The sequence below is a fragment of the Vibrio sp. SCSIO 43140 genome (genome assembly GCF_023716585.1).
GTDB lineage: Bacteria > Pseudomonadota > Gammaproteobacteria > Enterobacterales > Vibrionaceae > Vibrio > Vibrio maritimus_B.
Genome location: NZ_CP071850.1, coordinates 2,051,071 through 2,067,588, shown reverse-complemented (window position 1 = coordinate 2,067,588; position 16,518 = coordinate 2,051,071). Strand labels below are relative to the sequence as shown.

Below are 16,518 nucleotides of genomic sequence, written 5' to 3'. Positions count from 1 at the left end.
CATAAAAATTTGAAAAAGCTAAAACGGTATGAGTATCCAAGTTAAAAACAATGTTAAATGGGTTGGTGTGAAGGACACTGTAACTAGCCACTTCCACGGCACTGAATACAAGATGGGGCGCGGTACAACTTACAACAGCTACTTAATCCAAGAAGAGAAAACGGTCCTTATCGATACAGTGGATCACAAATTCGATGAGCAGTTCCTTGCAAACCTTGAGCAAGAGATTGACCTAAATCAAATCGACTACATTATCACTCAACACGCAGAGCACGACCACGCTGGCGCACTATCTGCACTAATGGCTAAGATTCCAGACACGCCAATCTACTGCACAGAAGCAGGTGTTAAGAGCATCATTGGTCATCACCACATCCCGAACTGGAACTTCCGCACTATCAAGACAGGCGACACCCTAGATATTGGTAACGGCAAAGCGTTGGTGTTTGTCGAAATGCGAATGCTTCACTGGCCTGACTCAATGGCAACATACATGACAGGCGATAATATCCTGTTCTCTAATGACGCATTTGGTCAGCACTATTGTGACGGCAATCTCTTCAACGATGAGATGAACCAAGACGAACTCTACGAAGAATGTCAGCGCTACTTCTCAAACATCCTGACACCATTCGCGCCATTGGTTAAAACGAAAATTGAAGAGGTTCTTTCTCTTGGTGTGCCTATCGATATGATCGCCACATCACACGGGTGCATCTGGCGCACCAACGCAACTCAGATTGTTGAGAAGTACTATGAGTGGTCACAATCATACAAAGAAGACCGCATAACTATCGCCTACGACACAATGAGTGGCAACACTCAGATGATGGCACAGGCCATTGCTGAAGGCATCAAGCAGGAAAGCCCAAGCACAACAATCAACGTCTACAACATTTCACATAGCGACAAGAACGTAGTGCTAGCAAATATGTTCCGTTCTAAAGGTGTTCTGTTCGGCTCATCAACTATGAACAACGTCATGATGCCAAAAGTTGCAGGAATGATAGAAGAAGTCCATGGTTTGCGACTAGCAGAGAAAACAGCGGCGGCATTCGGCTCTTCTGGCTGGACAGGCGGAGCAGTAACTCGCATTGACCAACGCTTGAGGGAAGCTGGCTTAGATACATCAGCACCAATGCACCTTCATTGGAAGCCAGACACAGACGGTATTGCTGAATGTATCGAGTACGGCAAAGCACTGGCAAAAGAATGGAACCAGAAGCACGAAGGCGTGATTGCGCCAGCTCAAGATGAAGAACCTGAAGTCGAGCATTCTGCCGACTGCACTTGCTACAAATGCACAGTTTGTAACTGGATTTACGATCCAAAAGAAGGCGAGCCAAATCAAGGTATCGAACCCGGCGTAGCATTCGATGACTTGCCAGATTGGTTCCTATGCCCTGAATGCCAAATCGGTAAAGAAGTTTTCGTGGAGATCAAATAATGAGTAGACCAATAGTAATTATTGGAAGCGGCTTTGCCGCTCTCCAAGTCGTCAAAATGCTGCACCGTTCTGGCTGTACAACTCCAATCAAAGTCATTACATCTAGTGACGGCAGTGAGTACAATAAGCCAGACCTTAGCCACGTATTCAGCAAACAGCAAAAACCTGAAGAGCTAGTGCTGAAAACAGCCAGCGAGCTTTCAAGCGAGTACGGTGTTAAGTTCACCACGAACACACGTGTTAAGACTATTAATCCAGACCTCCACGTTGTTGAGACTGACGAAGGTTTCTATAGCTACTCAAAGCTTGTTCTGGCTACTGGTGCTAATACCTTCGTGCCAACAATCAAAGGCATCGATTCAAAACACATTGCTACGCTAAACAGCTTGGAAGAGTACTCTGCAAACAAAGACAAGATCGAAGCAGCCAATAGAATCACAATAGTGGGCGGTGGACTTATCGGTGTGGAGCTTGCCGTTGACCTAGCAAAACTCGGCAAAGAGGTCTCTATCATCGAGCCTGCAGCCACTTTACTTAGCAACTTAATCCCTGAATTTGTGGAGAACGAGCTGGTTCATCACCTCGAAGAGCGCGACATCGACATTTACACAGACAGCGCTTTAGTCTCTGTAAATGCTAACCCTACAGGTCTAGCCGCAATCACTAGCCACGGAAAGATGATTGCAACAGATATAATCCTTTCTGCGGCTGGTATCAAACCAAACACCGAACTCGCAAAACAAGCAGGCATCGAAGTGAATCGCGGCATCGTAGTAAGCGACAAGCTAGAAACAAGCGCGCCTGATGTTTTTGCTATTGGGGATTGCGCGGAAATTAACGGTCGCGTAATGGCCTTCTTGCAGCCTGCGGTAATGTCAGCCACAGTTCTGGCAAAACAACTTTTGGGTTATGATGGCTCGCTAAACCTCCCAAACATGCTAGTAAAAGTCAAAACGCCAGAGTACCCAATACAACTGGCAGGCGTTGCAGCTCATATGGTCTATCGCTGGCAGGCGGATATCAAAGGCACCGGAATCATGGCTCGGGGGTATGACGAAAAAGACAAGTTGATTGGATTTGTCTGCACAGGGGAACAAGCAAAACTCGCCTTCCCCATGCTGCGTGAACTGAACGTTAACTAAAAAAAGAGGCATAAAGCCTAATGCCAGTCAGTTAAGCTGACTGGCTTTCTTTTTATTAGGGTATTTCTTTGCTTTAGGTTTTATAGCTCTTGGGTACACTCTGTCCTCATGCTTAATAGGGAGAACATGGTGGGGCACGCCCCAAAGCTCCCGCCGAATGCGAAAGCCACTGACTCACCCCTAAGTAGGAATATCCAACCTAGCATAATAACTACCGATTTCAAGAAGGCAGTGCTATTAACTTGATCACGGCAAGTTAAGGCTAATTTACTAAAAAGGCTGAAATAACTCGCTTATTGAATGCTCCTAAATGAAGTTCATCCGCAAGTTTTACTGAGTCTCGCATTGTAAGCTCGCTTGTCGAATTGACACCCCAACTCACGTTTTGTTGAGTGTGTTCTGGATCACATATAGAGCTCACCCGAACTATAGGACTTTGCCCCCCAAGGACTTCTGAGTCTGGAGCAACAATCTCCTTTACAAACAAACATGTCTCGGGAATATCTTGCTCAATACGTTCAGCAAACTCGATTAAACTGTGTTCAGCGAACGTAAACAACCACGCTTGCTGACTTATGCCATTGTTTACTCGGAGTATGCGTCCTAGCACTTGTCTAAAATATAACTCCGTCTTAACCGAGCTCATATGACAACAAACTTGAAGTCTCGGAATATCAGTACCTTCACTGATCATACCGACACTAACTATCCATTGAGTATCATTCTTGCGGTAACGTTCAATAGTGGCCAAAGGCTCGTCATGGCGGTAGGTCACAATAGATACACTTTGTTGGTACTTTTGGAAAAGAACTTCTTTGATCAGTTGTGCGTGCTTAACAGAAGACGCGACTACTAACCCACCGGCAAAAGGGTTTTGAACTCGAATCTCTGCTAGTTTTTTACAACCGAGTCCAAGCAAGTATTCCATTGCCTTTTGATTATTTATCACACTCTGATAAGAAATTTTGGTTTCCTTAAGCATCTCGAAAATTGAAGGAAACGATTCAATTCTCTGATCGTTTGTTACCGACAGCTTCTCATTATCAACTAGCACAATCTTTGGTGCTCGACACACGCTTTCGACAATAGCTTGCTTTAAAGTGTATTGATAATCGACTAACAGCTTTCCGTCTGGGTCACTGTAATGAGCCATTGCAATAGGAAGTGCATCTGACCGCCAAGGCGTTCCAGACAGCGCCAAAGTATAGGTAGCTAAGCCTTGAATCTTAGTCAGGATTTGCTGTCCCCAAACGTTCCCGTTGCCCAGCTCGGAACCAGAGCAGTGATGTATCTCATCGAATACTACAAACACTCGATGGTTCCGTAAGGTTTGCCAAAACTCTTCATTGAGAAATTGAATAGATTGGTATGTTAGCGACTGACCAATAGAACCTAAACCACCATTAAAGGAGCAACCGAGAACTTTTGAAAAGGTTCTTTTTATACCATTTGAGACTGTTAAAGATGGAGAGAAACACAAAATAAGATCCACCATGTCATCCTCTATTAGCCTTAAAGCAACACTTGCAGCTAAAAACGTTTTACCTGCCCCAGGTGTTGCCTGGCAAAAAAAATGGCCTTGTCTGCCTTTGTACTTTTGTAACGCTTTATCAGCGCACTCTTGTTGCCAGCGCCTCAACATTTTCTATTATCCGGCATAAGAGTTTTGAGTACTTTTGTAAGTACGTTAACTTTTCCAAGCAACTGCGCAGAATGCTCCCTAGCTTGTTCCAATAGAGGCCTCAACTTCTTTTCCAGCTCAGGAAAACGACCTAAGAGTGATTGATACTCATCAATCTCACCCAAAACAATCTCTAGCTCACCTTTGTATTGATTTCGTTCATGAACTAAAACTGAGTAGTCACTTACAATCTTTGTGGCTAGCTCTGCACTTTCAGATCTCGGTGTCACATAGAGAGAATGAAACAAATCTGTTTGAAAGTATCGTCTCTGTCGCCCTTCACCTTTGCACCCAAGCCAGTTGTTCTTCATGAACCGGAGAATCTGTCGATAGACCTTTCTTCTTGCCTCATCGGGATCCACTTTGCATTCACTTGTCGAGAGATAAGCGTCGCGTAGTTCAATAACCGAAAAATCATCCATACCTTTTTCAATCAATAAGTTATGCATAATCGCATTGATTTTTGTCGATTGTTTCATTGTAAACTCGTTCCGAACAGAAAACTAAGGATTGCTTAGTATACAAAAATCAACAAAACTAAGAAAATCTTAGTTAATGAAGGTTTCGAACAATGAAACGAAAATGTCATTTATCAGCCCAATCCCGTTGCGGCTCAAAGAAGCACGCAAAAAAGCCAAACTCTCCCAAAAAGCCTTGGGAGTGAGAATCGGTATGGATGAAGGTTCAGCAAGCGCGAGAATGAATCAGTATGAAAAGGGTAAGCATAGTCCGGACATTCAGACTCTTAAATTGATTGCAAATGAGCTAGGAGTCCCGTTGAACTACTTTTTTTGCGAAGAGGAAAGCACTGCTCAGTTAGCTTGCATAATCGCAAGCTTGAGTGAGGAAGAACGGCAAAAACTTATCAATACGCTGACAGGAACCGAGCGCAGCTAGTACTGTTCAAATGCACGAGAAACACCTCAATATGAACAACAAGCTTATTTCTACAATTAAGGCGACACTTATAATAATTACAAACCTAATTTTAGCCTCAGATCCAGAGGCATCTTATCGATAGCCAAATCCAGTACCTGTTTGGTCGTTTTTGCTTTGAGATCCCTTAATTCAACTTTCATATCTTGTTGAATCTTTACGATTGCATCTTTCTTCTTAGTCCTGATACCAGTGTTTATCTGTCTTCGTACTTGCCTTGTCTGTTCTTTCTGATGCAAGTCTGACAACATTGCGTTGGTTTCGTCAAAAAAATCAAGAATACTCGCACTGAACTTAGAAGCTCTAAAGATGCTTTGAGCGCTGATATTTACGTCTCTCGCCACTTCAGCTTTTGTCATCTCAAACAATGCTTTGGGGGTTTTACGGCTCGCTACCTTCCCATAATTTTGGATGTTCTTCTTCTTAGTTTCCGTTAACGCCAAAATCGATTGCCACACCCGATATGTCGTGTGTGTGATATCCGGAACCACCCAGTTCGGAGGAGAAGAAACATCACTAATAGGACTATCACACTCTAGACTATTCAAAAAGTCATCACTCATTAGTTCATCTAAGCTACTATTATCATTAATCATATCGATACATCTCCTCTTCTAACTTTTGCTCGATAGCATTTATAGAACAAAAAATCTTACTCAATATCTGATCTACGGATTCGGGGGTTGGGGACGAGGACCGCAAATCCTTGATCCTCTTATATGCTGAACGTAACGTCGGAAGGTGATCCTGAACCATAAAACCCAATGTCTTATCATCTAAGGCTTCTTTTACCATGGGTAAAATTGTGACCCATATTCCTCGAATATTGCCCTTCGTAACAATAGCGTGCGTGCAGTTTAAACAAAACTCAGGCTTAGCGTCATGAGGGTTTATTCTTTCAAACGTTGCGCACTTTGCCTTATTTTCTGCACCTTCTCTTGGTATACAGGTGGCAAAAATGTTAGTCTGCAAATCGATTATTCGTCCATTAATGCTCTCTCTAAGCGCTAGCGCTTCATTTTCAGTTAATGGTTTCGTCAATTCTTTAGCCTTTTGAACATAACGAGTAAAGCCACCAACATAGTCTTCGCCGATCTTGTCAGATTCCACTAACAACGTATCTACGATAGCGTTCAAATATCGTTGCTTCGCTCCTCTAATTAGGCTGCTAGCTTCCTTGTCACGGAGATATGACATGAAAAAAGAAGCGTCAAGATGACAAAACTGATGTCTGATCACAGTCCCAATATCGCCTTGATAACGCGTCAAAACAGCTTCAGCCCATATATGGCGGAACGCATGAGGGGTAGGGTAGCGAACACCTTGTAAGATTTCGTTTGATATATCATTCATCGTTTTTCGATCTAAAACTATAGTCCTAGCACGAAGCAGAGCCTTCGACTTTTCCGACAAATGAGTCTCTATCACCTTCATGTGTATAGGATCACTGACCTCCCCTTTCGCCATAAATTCCTTAAGGGATGACTTAAAACTCCTTTGAGCGAGAGCACCATTAAAAGATGTACAATTCAGTCTTAACCAATCACCTTTTATTTCATTGGCTGTTTCTACAATGATTTTATACTTTCGACTGGTGACATCATATTTTGCCGAAAGTCTCTTCAACTCGATACGTTCAACATCAGAGAGTAAGTTTATGTCTTTCAATAAAAACGACTCAAGTTTTAGACATTCATTGAATGGTTGATAGTCATAGACAAACCTATGCCAGTTTGCTTTAACGCGCTTTTCAATAAATGTAGCTGACTGCTCGAGGTTCTTAATACGACCACTAGTATCTTGGTATAAACAGGGCTCGCCTTCGTTTGCATTGAATAAGTCGTTGAGTTGAAGAGAAATTTGAAAACACTGAGATGTTATCTCTCTATCTATTTTTGTGCGACCGTTTGTTTTCGGAACATACCACTTTAATTTAAAACGAAAAGGGACATGCGAGCTATCCAGTATATCATTATTGTTCTCGATTATTATAGCATTAAGTGGAAAACCAAACTCTGTTTTCCTGTATCCTAACCACGCGACAATTAGTGTACTCATTGCATGCGCTTGAGCATTTAATTCAACCATAAAAGATTGGTAGGTTGAATCCGAAGCATTGTCTATTAACTGCCCTACAAAACTTCTTAGCTCTAACAATTGTTCTTTCTGATCTAACTTTTTAGCCAGAATAACCTTTTCCATTATATCGTAAACATCTGATGCAGTGATAGTTTCTAACTTGTTGTTAAAAATAAAAGTTCTATCTAGAGATGCTAGATAACCTTCCCAAACTTGTTCTGGCGTCTTATTACAATCAAAAGAATAGAACTTTTGTAGCATCAAAATTCGAACTACTTCAACGGCATCAAACCTCATCCCTAGCCCCAAAATTAACACTACTTTTTCTATGTAAAACTCGTTTAACGACATTGCATGATTGTAGTTACTTTCATATTGATAATAAACCGTTTGCTTTACGCTTTGAAAGAGTTCAAGGTGATTTACTCCACTACTATTATTTCCTTCCACATCTAAATTCTCTCCTCTCAACCCACACATCACTACCTTGAGTAGTCTATTATTTACCATGCTATCAAATGAACCGATGCTATATCTGTCCCTAATATCATCGATTGTTTTTTTACATACAACCAAATTGAGATAATTCTGTTGATATAGATTTCTTAAGTAATCGACATAAAACTGACCTAACTCAAGTCCTAGTGCGTTAAAACTACCTCCCTTCTTATACTCTTGTAGTGACATGCCAATTTGAGACTTGCACACGGCAGAAAGTGCATTGTCACAATTATTCTTATTGATATACTTGCTAAACACACCCTCTACACCAATTGCCTGTAGCTTATTTCGGATCGCTGGGAGTCTAAAAGGATGTATCGAACCGCAGTAACTAGGTGGAGATATGCGATTGCGAAAAGACCCTTCCTTATCCAGAGTTCTCAAAATAAATGAACACCAGAAGTCTTCTAAGTTATTCAGACTTACCTCGCTATCCCCTATTTCTTTGATAAACGCGATGACATGCGCAATGATAGTATAGGCTTGATATACATTATGGGCTGTAGTAGCGGATATTGCTACCGAGAAAAATAACTTGGCATAAGATTTAGATGATAATGTGTATTCAAATCCATCTATCGTTAAGGTCGCGATATCCCTACATAATAAAGAAGGTTTATCGAACAATGAGAAATCGATTTCAGTGAGTCCACAATTGAAATGATAAAAGTATATTTTATCATCTTGAATTAAGCCGCGACTTTTGACAAAACCCGGATGAGACATCAAGATTTTATTCTGATCCTCCCAAAAAAGATCATATAGAGTGTTTGATGCTTTATTTTTCATTAATAAACCTTGTTATAATAAGTTGAAAACACTCACTGTTACACCTTCTTTTTGCGATTTTAAAAACATTCTTCGGCCCTCCTTCACATTTTCTTTACCAAGCATATTTAATGCATACTCTGTCCATTCAACTGTAGGAATTACCGTTCTATAGAAATTCTTAGGATTTAGTGACAGTAACTTCCTATAGTTTTTCTTGAATTCGTATAAATAATTATAGAACTTCCAAGCTGTTATTGGGCTATCTTTGATATATATCGGTTCAAAGAAAGAAGATTGATTCAACTGAGTTCGGATATTTACTCCTACTTGTTGTAACTTCCCCTTATCTTTACCTGTAGCCAATTTAATTCTCGAAACAAACTCGCCCGTCCTGTAGGATATTTCATCAGAAACAGCTAGGAATTCACTGTTAAAGCGTTTTACAGAATCAGTTTCCTCCGTTGAAGCTAAGTTTTCAAAACATAAGGAAAACACATTGTTAATAAGGTCAATCATAACCTCTCTTGTGATACGACCTGAAGAGTTCAGCCACTCTTCGTTGTCGCTGTTTAAATAGTGCTTCCTCTCTGTTTTATTTGAATGAGAGTTTCTATTGACGAGATAAGTGTAGGTAAATGGGTCACTAAATGCGTGAACTGAGCTATTTTTAATAGCTTGCAAACCAAATAGACACTTTTGACATGCGGTTCCAGATTCAATTACGAGAGCTCTTCTCTGACTGATAGATAAGTGAGAACAATTTCTACCTGCAAGATTGTGGGCATTCAGACCGTTTTTAAACAACGCAACAAGTGCACTTGGTATAACATAGGGTAAATCTCCTCGTTTTTTATGAACCAACAACAGTTCATCGCGAATTGATGTCATATTTAGCAAGGCATTAATTGCGCCACTTTTAGATCTAACTCCTTTAAGAATTTCCACATCTACAAAGCCACTAACTAATTTTTCATGTGGATCTCGCGTTGAAAGCATAAGTAATATCGCTTTACCTTCAGGAGAGTCACCAGACACAGAGTTCGTTGTGTGAAATAACTTTGAGCGTCCTTTAAAATATTCCGTCTCAATATGTTTTATCCTGTCGCCTTTTTTCAAGAATCGAAAAGATCTGTTTGTAAGCTTACTTATATCACTAGGTTGAACTGCTAATGATGCCATTAACCAGGAAAACATTAATTCCTCAATCTTAGTTACAGCACAATTTGGGCCTCCATCAGACAAAAGCCTCAACACGCTAAAGTCAAACAGAGCCGAGTTGCTTCCAGCTGTGAAGTTAAGCTGTAGGAAACGCGTGTTGATCTGCGTACGGTCTCTCTTAGGGTTTAAAAAAATCCTCTGACATTTCTCTTTTGAATCAAACGCTTTAAAAATCAAATCAATACAATTATCGTTGCTAACATTTGAAATTATTATTAATTTTAGCGCAGTTAACAAAGCGTCACTTTTATTTTCAATGTCGTGATAGTGGTTTATAATCTTGTATATTGTCTCACCAACAAACTGCTTCTTTTTGTGACAAGAGTCCTCAACTGGCAATTCTAGTATGTGTTTATCCATACCGGAACCATTGAAAAAATCCACTATTTCTTGTTTAGACTTATTTATTTCATTAATTAAGACAGAAGCCGTTACCTTAAGTGAGTTGACTGTTATTCTTGGTGACGCCAGCGCTACATACAACTCATTGCCAATCCCCACATCATCGCGCCGCAACCAATCTAACTTTCCAAAATAGCTAAATAATGAAATTTGCTTCTTATTAAGGTTTGGGCTTATCGGTGTAGCCCTTAATTGTTGAAGATATAAAATCTCTTTTTTATCAAGCTCAATTTGCAATTGGACTGAGTAATCTAAGGCATATGTAAATAGTAATTTTAGATCACTTAGTACACTTCTCCCCCCATGGTTATTCAGCATGTCGAAACGATATGATTCATATTCTTTAAGTAACTCATATTCATTATCTATTTCTTTCGAATCAAGCCATTCAATAAACGTATGGGCATGTGCTGAGCATTTTTCTTTTGCAGTTATAGATGCACCTTTATCAAAAAATGCGTAATTGCAAGCAGCTATTACGACTTTAAACAGAGTTATTTTAAAAGGAGAATCTGCATTATTTAATACAATTTTACGTTCTGGAAAGCTACTAGAGCCATTTATTGGCGGTAAGAGTATGCTCTTAGCATTCATAGGAAATTGCATTTCCACAATTGAGCGACTATCGTCAAACTCATTCTGTAGCTTTTTCTGGTAGTCTTCCGAGTTCTCAACCGTCATATCATCCCCCACGTGACTGAGTATTCGCAGCTTCAACACTCATTGACTCACACATCAAACGATCTCGGTGACCACACGAGTGAATATAGGTCTTCGTGACTTGGTTGACGTATCTACCATCAACTTTATGCCCCATACGCCTGGCCGTTTCCAGAAAAACTACAGATTCAGTACTTATCGATTCGTAGTCCTTTCCTCTTGCCTCACACTCTCCATAGAAAACATCTGTTCCGAAAGAATGTCTCAGGTGATGGTAAACACTATCCAAGGTAATATTCTGGAAGTTTCCGTATATCTCTTCGTTTTCTTTTATTTCCGGGATTAATTTCTTCAATGTCTTTTTAAAAACTGCCGTTCCAAAACTACGTGATATACACTTACCTTTTGAATTATTACTTGAGTTTGAAATTAGCAGATGCTCAGAATCAGAATGAGGCCTTTCTAGTTCATAGTAGGTCTTAATTTTAATTAACATTGCTCTAGGTATATACAACGTCCGAGAACTACCTCTCTTGGCGAACAATGAGGGCAAATGATATTCAAACTCTTCACTATAGCTGTCGCGCTTCAATTCCTTCATTAAAGTTAGTATACCTTTGTACTTTCTTCTACCCTCGTAAAAATCGTTAAGAAGAAAGCCCTGATTTTCCGCTGTCCTACATCCTAAATCACCACCATTGCGAAGCACTATTTCCTCAAGTAGTGTCTCTGTATACCTATAAATAAGTTCACGCGTTTCAGGAAGCAAATATTTTACAACCAGTCTCTTCTTGTTGTTATTACGACAAATTTCTCTATTTTCAGAGAAAACGTATATTTCCTTATAGTTATTATTAAGATAGTAGTGAAGCCAGTTATAATAGCTCTTTAACGAATAAACCGCTCTTTCAACGGTAGTTTCCCCTTTACCTTTTTCCTTTATTAAGTAGTCATTTATATACGCGTTAATAACATCACTCGGTAGAGCAGTATGATTTACTAAAGAAATTTGTGAACCTAGTTTATTACGGCTTTCTACCCATTCAAGAAAGAGGCCTAACTGATTCCCTCGGACATACTGCCCTTCTGAACCGATTTCTTCTTCTTCAAAAGAGTGTTCTATTCCGTTTAGTACTCGATCTCTTTTAACACGAAGTTGTATCGAAACACCTCGTTGGTGTGTGTACCTGCTGTAGAGTGAAGGGATGATTAGGGGAATATTTTCATCGGTGAGATAAATCCAATGTCCATTTATGTCTTTGTCATACAGCCTTTGCATGTATCTCTCCTATTCCCAACTGTCACTAGTTGCTAAAGAGAGATTAGTTCATAAATGTAAACTTACAAGTATTGCCTATTTTTTATACCCTAAAGTTAGAATAAAATGGATGTCACCGTACCCAACACCGTGACTTGGATGCTGTTCATCATTGATGTCCAAAATGGCAACGCCTCAGTGAGCAGTTCATAGTTTTCGAATAAAGCCCCTCCCAGTTTAAGGCTGATATCTGACGTAAATATATGCTCCCTCAAGCGCGTCGATAGAATCGCTGACCAGAGAAAAGGAAAGATACTTAGAAACGCACATCCGATGAGGACCGTGTGAAATAGGACCTTTCCAATCCAGTTGAATGTCACCGACAGCCATTCTTTAGGCTGAGTACAAGGCAGTCTTTCTGTCGTAGTGTTCATGATTGCTCTCCTAATCCTTTACGTCCAAAGGCCATAAAATGAAGGGCAGTAATGCCGAGTATGATAACGAAAAGGATCCAAGACATTGCCGAAGCCCAACCCATATCGAGCCATTCCCAGCCTACTTTGTAGAGGAACATCGAGATGGTCAAAGCTGAGTTACCAATACCACCGGTACCATTGGTTAAGATGAAGGGTTCTTCGAACATTTGCAGACTGCCGATAATGGTGAGTGTCATACCGAAGAAAATAAATGGACGTAGGTGTGGCAGTGCTATGTAGAAGAAGCGTTGTCTGCTGTTTGCTCCATCGAGTATCGCTGCTTCTTCGATATCTTTAGATAGTGTTAAGATCCCTGAAATGTAGATAACAAGGTGGAAGCCGGTGAATTTCCAAAATTGAAGAATGGCAATAGCAGGTTTGATTAGCACCTTATCCTCAAGCCAACGCAGTGGCATTGCTTCTTGTATCCAACCAGTAAACCAACTGATACCAGGCAGATTAATAACGACTTCTATCGCTTTATTGATGATGCCCACGTTTCCTGAATACATGAACGAGAAGATAATGGATACTGCGACCGTCGAGGTAATGAATGGCAAGAAGAAAGCTGATGTAAGTATGTGGCGATACTTGTTGCCGAGCTGTACCAAAATAAAAGCCATTGGAATGGCAAACAGGTGTTGGCTTATCCCTGACGCAAGACCTAGCCAAACTGTGTTGTACAAAGATTGATAGAAAACCTCATCTTCAAGTGAATAAACATAGTTTTCCAAACCAACAAACTTCATTGAGCCGAGACCAGCAACAGGGTTCCAGCTTTGAAAAGATAGGTAAAATGAAAACAAGAATCCGAAAACTTGGAAAACGATGAATAGAATTAAAAATGGGGCGAGAAAAGTGTAGGGGGCTAGCACTCTCCCTATGCGAGATACATAATCCTTACGTGATGCGACCATGTCACGCCTTCCTCTGGCTAAACTCATAATAATGAATCCTTAAAAGGGGCCGGAGCCCCTAAAAAATCTTACAGGTTGCGCATTCGGCGCTTAATTAGTTTTTCTGCGTCGCGAAGCGCTTCTTCAACATCTTTGCCATCTTCAACTACGGCTGGTAGGGCTTGTTCAAGTATGACTGCGCGAGCGATGTTGTCGGCCTTGTATGGCGTGATGGGTTTGATGTTCTGAGCAATCGTTGCCCATTGGCGGCGTGCCTTTTCTCCACCTAAGAAAGGCATTGGTTCATCAAACATAGGTTCGTCGTAGGTTTTTAGAAGTCCAGGGAAAGCGGCGTTTTCTTTGAACTCATAGATAACTGGTGTTTCATTTTTCGCGAGGAACTCCATTAGCTTGTATGCTGCCTCTTTGTTTTTACTTTGTGATGGGATTGCGAGCAGCGTACCGCCCCAAGAACCGTAGTTACCAGCGGGTAAGTCAGCGCTACCCCATTTACCCCCTGTGGTTGGAGCAATCCATGACTCCAAGAAGCCTGCCAACCACGCGCCAGAGAACTGAACAGCGAACGTACCTTTGTTCAAACCGTCGATCCATTCGCCGCTCCAGTCTCCGATACGACCATCCAAACCTAGTTCACGTGCTTTCTGGGCAATAGTGAAGGCTTTGACGAAACGCTCATTGGTGACAATAGGTTCACCCTCTGGAGTGAAGTAGATACTGTTACCGGCTTCAACTTCAGTGTTAATAATGGCTTGCGCTAAGCTGCCAGCATGTCCCACAAGAGGGATGCCTTTTTCTTTAAGTTTGACACCGTAGTCGAGCAACGAGTCCCAATCCTTAATGACCTCATTAGGGTCAATGCCGAGGTCTTGCATATGTTCACGACGATAGAACATAACACCCGGACCAATGTTGAGCGGGTAGGCGTATTGATTGCCATCCATGCCTTGACCTTGAGTCCAAGCAAATTGTGCAAATAGAGGCTTGTCTTTGGATGCATTAAATTCTTTGGTGAGGTTGGCGAAACCACCGCTGTTCACGATGGGACCAATTTGCTCGGTATCGACACAAACCAAGTCACCAGCCCCGCTTCCTGTTGCTAATGCAGTTGTGAGTTTGTTGTGATGATCTACCCAGTTATTTGAAAGCACTTTAATTTTGATATCTGGATTTTGTTTATGGAACTCCGCCATGATGTCTTCATTACCGATGGTTTTATCATGGTTTGGCCAACAATCGTAACGTATCTCTGTTACGGCGCTCGCGCTGCCTGTCGCTAGCCCTAATGCTAGGCAGAGACCAAGAGAAGGCTTGTTCATATCTTTTTCCTTATAGATAAAATGAGTTCACGTTGAGTTAGGGGTATCAACACTACGTGGTAACCAAAGGCAGTGAGGTTTGATGTACTACATAGACAAACGTAGGTGAACACTGAGTGGACGAGGGTGCCACTTGTGTTGGTTTTGTTTTGTTTCTACTCCAAGTCGCATCATAGGCAGTATCTAGAGGTTTGAAGATAGGACGACAGAGTGATGTGTGAAGGCGATAGACCTCAATGTTATGTAAAGAGAGTAAAAAGAGAGCGAGTTAACGAAAATAGTTGCGGGTTAGGGATTATTAGGAAGATTAGGCTATGGATACTGGTTAGCTCATCGTCAAGCAAAAACAAAGCCCCGCTATGATACGGGGCTATTGGCTAATGGGAGGCATAGGCGGGTTTAGTCGGCCGTACTGATAGACGCCTCTCGGTATTCTTTTGGAGTTTGGTCCAAGTTCTTTTTGAAGACTGTGTACATATACTGCAGTGAAGGGTAACCACACAACTCGGCAATCTCGACTATCGGTAGTTCAGTGTTGCCAAGCAGGTTGCATGCACGCTTGAGCTTGGAGTTGTGGATTTCTTGATGGATTGAGTGTCCACGCTCCGCTTTAAATCTCGCCTCCATATTAGAGCGAGAGATACCCACATAGCTTAGCACTTGATCAACTTTAATCCCTTTGCAGGCATTGTGGCGAATAAAGTGCATGGCTTGAATAACATAGGTATCTTTTAGCGCTTGATAGTCAGTACTTTGACGTTCGAATACCTGAGTTGGTGGAACCATAACTCGGGCATGTTTCAATACTTGGTTTGGGTTAGCTGTCTCGTCTTTGTCTTTGGCATCAAGCAGACGATGAAGCATCTTAGCCGCACGATAACCCATCTGTTTAGTGCCTTGCCCTACAGAGCTCAATGATACTCGCGTGAGGTATCGTGCAAGTTCCTCGTTGTCGATGCCAATAACGGAAACCTTATCTGGCACCATAATGTTGAGGTGCTGACATACCTGTAACAGGTGACGCGCTCGTGAGTCAGTAACGGCAATGATTCCTGTTGGGGTGGGTAAGCGTTGTAGCCAATCCGCCAACCGATTCATATCGTAGGTCCAGGTTCTAGAGTTGGTCTCACTGCCTCGATAAATTGAACCTGTGTAACCCTCTTTTTTGACAATATTTGAGAAAGCTTTTTCGCGCTCGTGCGCCCAGCGGTTGCACTTGTCGTGTGGCTTACCGTAAAAGGCGAAGTTTTCTAACCCTTTTTCCCTTAAATGTTGGTATGCCAGCTCGACGAGTGCTTGATTATCGGTAGCAACATAAGGAATATCTGGGTAGTCTTCATCTTTCTCATAAGATCCGCCTACGCCAACAACCGGTATATCTGAATCTTTTAGCAGTTCCGCAATTTTGGGGTTGTCGAAGTCAGCGATGACGCCATCGCCTTTCCAGTTATGAAAGTTATCTAGGTGAGTTGTGAATTCCTCCTCAAGAAAAATATCCCAATCGCATTGAGATGCTTGTAGGTATTCACCAATACCTTCGATGACCTCTCGGTCATAGACCTTATTGGCATTAAATAGCAGCGTAATTCGAAAACGTTTATCCATGGTGCCCTGATTTTTATTAATGGTGTTATCAGTTTCGAAATTGAGTTTATCAGCGACTCGCTGCGCGTGGTGTGATCTCAGACTCACTCGTGAAATCCGTGAATTCACC

The 16,518-nt window shown here is 41.5% G+C and carries 12 protein-coding genes and 1 pseudogene; 3 read left to right on the top strand and 10 right to left on the bottom strand.

Features of this window, described 5'->3' with window-relative positions:
- Nucleotides 1-28 precede the first annotated feature (28 nt).
- Nucleotides 29-1,447 (top strand): anaerobic nitric oxide reductase flavorubredoxin, encoded by a 1,419-nt coding sequence (norV, locus tag J4N45_RS09595; RefSeq protein ID WP_252011176.1) that lies wholly within the window; start codon nt 29-31, stop codon nt 1,445-1,447.
- Nucleotides 1,447-2,589 carry an NADH:flavorubredoxin reductase NorW gene (gene norW / locus J4N45_RS09590; RefSeq protein ID WP_252011174.1) on the top strand — a complete coding sequence of 381 codons (1,143 nt, stop codon included), beginning with the start codon at nt 1,447-1,449 and terminating at the stop codon, nt 2,587-2,589. Before norV ends, norW begins: the two co-directional genes overlap by 1 nt.
- 474 nt (nt 2,590-3,063) lie before the next feature.
- Here the strand turns inward: norW and J4N45_RS09585 are convergent.
- Nucleotides 3,064-4,231: pseudogene (locus J4N45_RS09585) on the bottom strand (DEAD/DEAH box helicase); the annotation flags it as partial.
- A complete protein-coding gene (locus J4N45_RS09580) occupies nt 4,225-4,749 on the bottom strand; it encodes a VspR family transcription factor (protein ID WP_252011169.1) in 525 nt (174 codons plus the stop codon). The pseudogene J4N45_RS09585 and the gene J4N45_RS09580, both read right to left, overlap by 7 nt.
- 103 nt (nt 4,750-4,852) lie before the next feature.
- On the opposite strand from J4N45_RS09580, the gene J4N45_RS09575 reads away from it, so the two are divergent.
- Nucleotides 4,853-5,167, top strand: a complete 315-nt coding sequence (locus J4N45_RS09575; RefSeq protein WP_252011162.1) for a helix-turn-helix domain-containing protein — start codon at nt 4,853-4,855, stop codon at nt 5,165-5,167.
- 77 nt (nt 5,168-5,244) lie between these two features.
- Here the strand turns inward: J4N45_RS09575 and J4N45_RS09570 are convergent, their stop codons facing one another.
- The 8 genes from J4N45_RS09570 to J4N45_RS09535 form a co-directional block, all read right to left on the bottom strand.
- Complete coding sequence (locus J4N45_RS09570; protein WP_252011160.1) at nt 5,245-5,802, bottom strand: hypothetical protein; 558 nt, start codon at nt 5,800-5,802, stop codon at nt 5,245-5,247.
- Nucleotides 5,795-8,575 carry a hypothetical protein gene (locus J4N45_RS09565; protein WP_252011158.1) on the bottom strand — a complete coding sequence of 927 codons (2,781 nt, stop codon included), beginning with the start codon at nt 8,573-8,575 and terminating at the stop codon, nt 5,795-5,797. The genes J4N45_RS09570 and J4N45_RS09565 overlap by 8 nt, the downstream gene beginning before the upstream one ends.
- Before the next feature lie 12 nt (nt 8,576-8,587).
- A complete protein-coding gene (locus J4N45_RS09560; protein WP_252011156.1) occupies nt 8,588-10,858 on the bottom strand; it encodes a hypothetical protein in 2,271 nt (756 codons plus the stop codon).
- A gap of 1 nt (nt 10,859) precedes the next feature.
- Entirely contained in the window at nt 10,860-12,116 is a 1,257-nt protein-coding gene (locus J4N45_RS09555) for a site-specific integrase (RefSeq protein ID WP_252011154.1), read from the bottom strand.
- Between the two features lie 95 nt (nt 12,117-12,211).
- A complete protein-coding gene (locus J4N45_RS09550; protein WP_252011152.1) occupies nt 12,212-12,529 on the bottom strand; it encodes an ABC transporter permease family protein in 318 nt (105 codons plus the stop codon).
- On the bottom strand, nt 12,526-13,515 hold the full coding sequence (locus J4N45_RS09545) for a carbohydrate ABC transporter permease (protein WP_252011151.1): 990 nt from the start codon (nt 13,513-13,515) through the stop codon (nt 12,526-12,528). Before J4N45_RS09545 ends, J4N45_RS09550 begins: the two co-directional genes overlap by 4 nt.
- 41 nt (nt 13,516-13,556) lie before the next feature.
- Nucleotides 13,557-14,804 carry an ABC transporter substrate-binding protein gene (locus J4N45_RS09540; RefSeq protein ID WP_252011149.1) on the bottom strand — a complete coding sequence of 416 codons (1,248 nt, stop codon included), beginning with the start codon at nt 14,802-14,804 and terminating at the stop codon, nt 13,557-13,559.
- A gap of 399 nt (nt 14,805-15,203) precedes the next feature.
- On the bottom strand, nt 15,204-16,496 hold the full coding sequence (locus tag J4N45_RS09535) for a XylR family transcriptional regulator (protein WP_286036859.1): 1,293 nt from the start codon (nt 16,494-16,496) through the stop codon (nt 15,204-15,206).
- Nucleotides 16,497-16,518 lie beyond the last annotated feature (22 nt).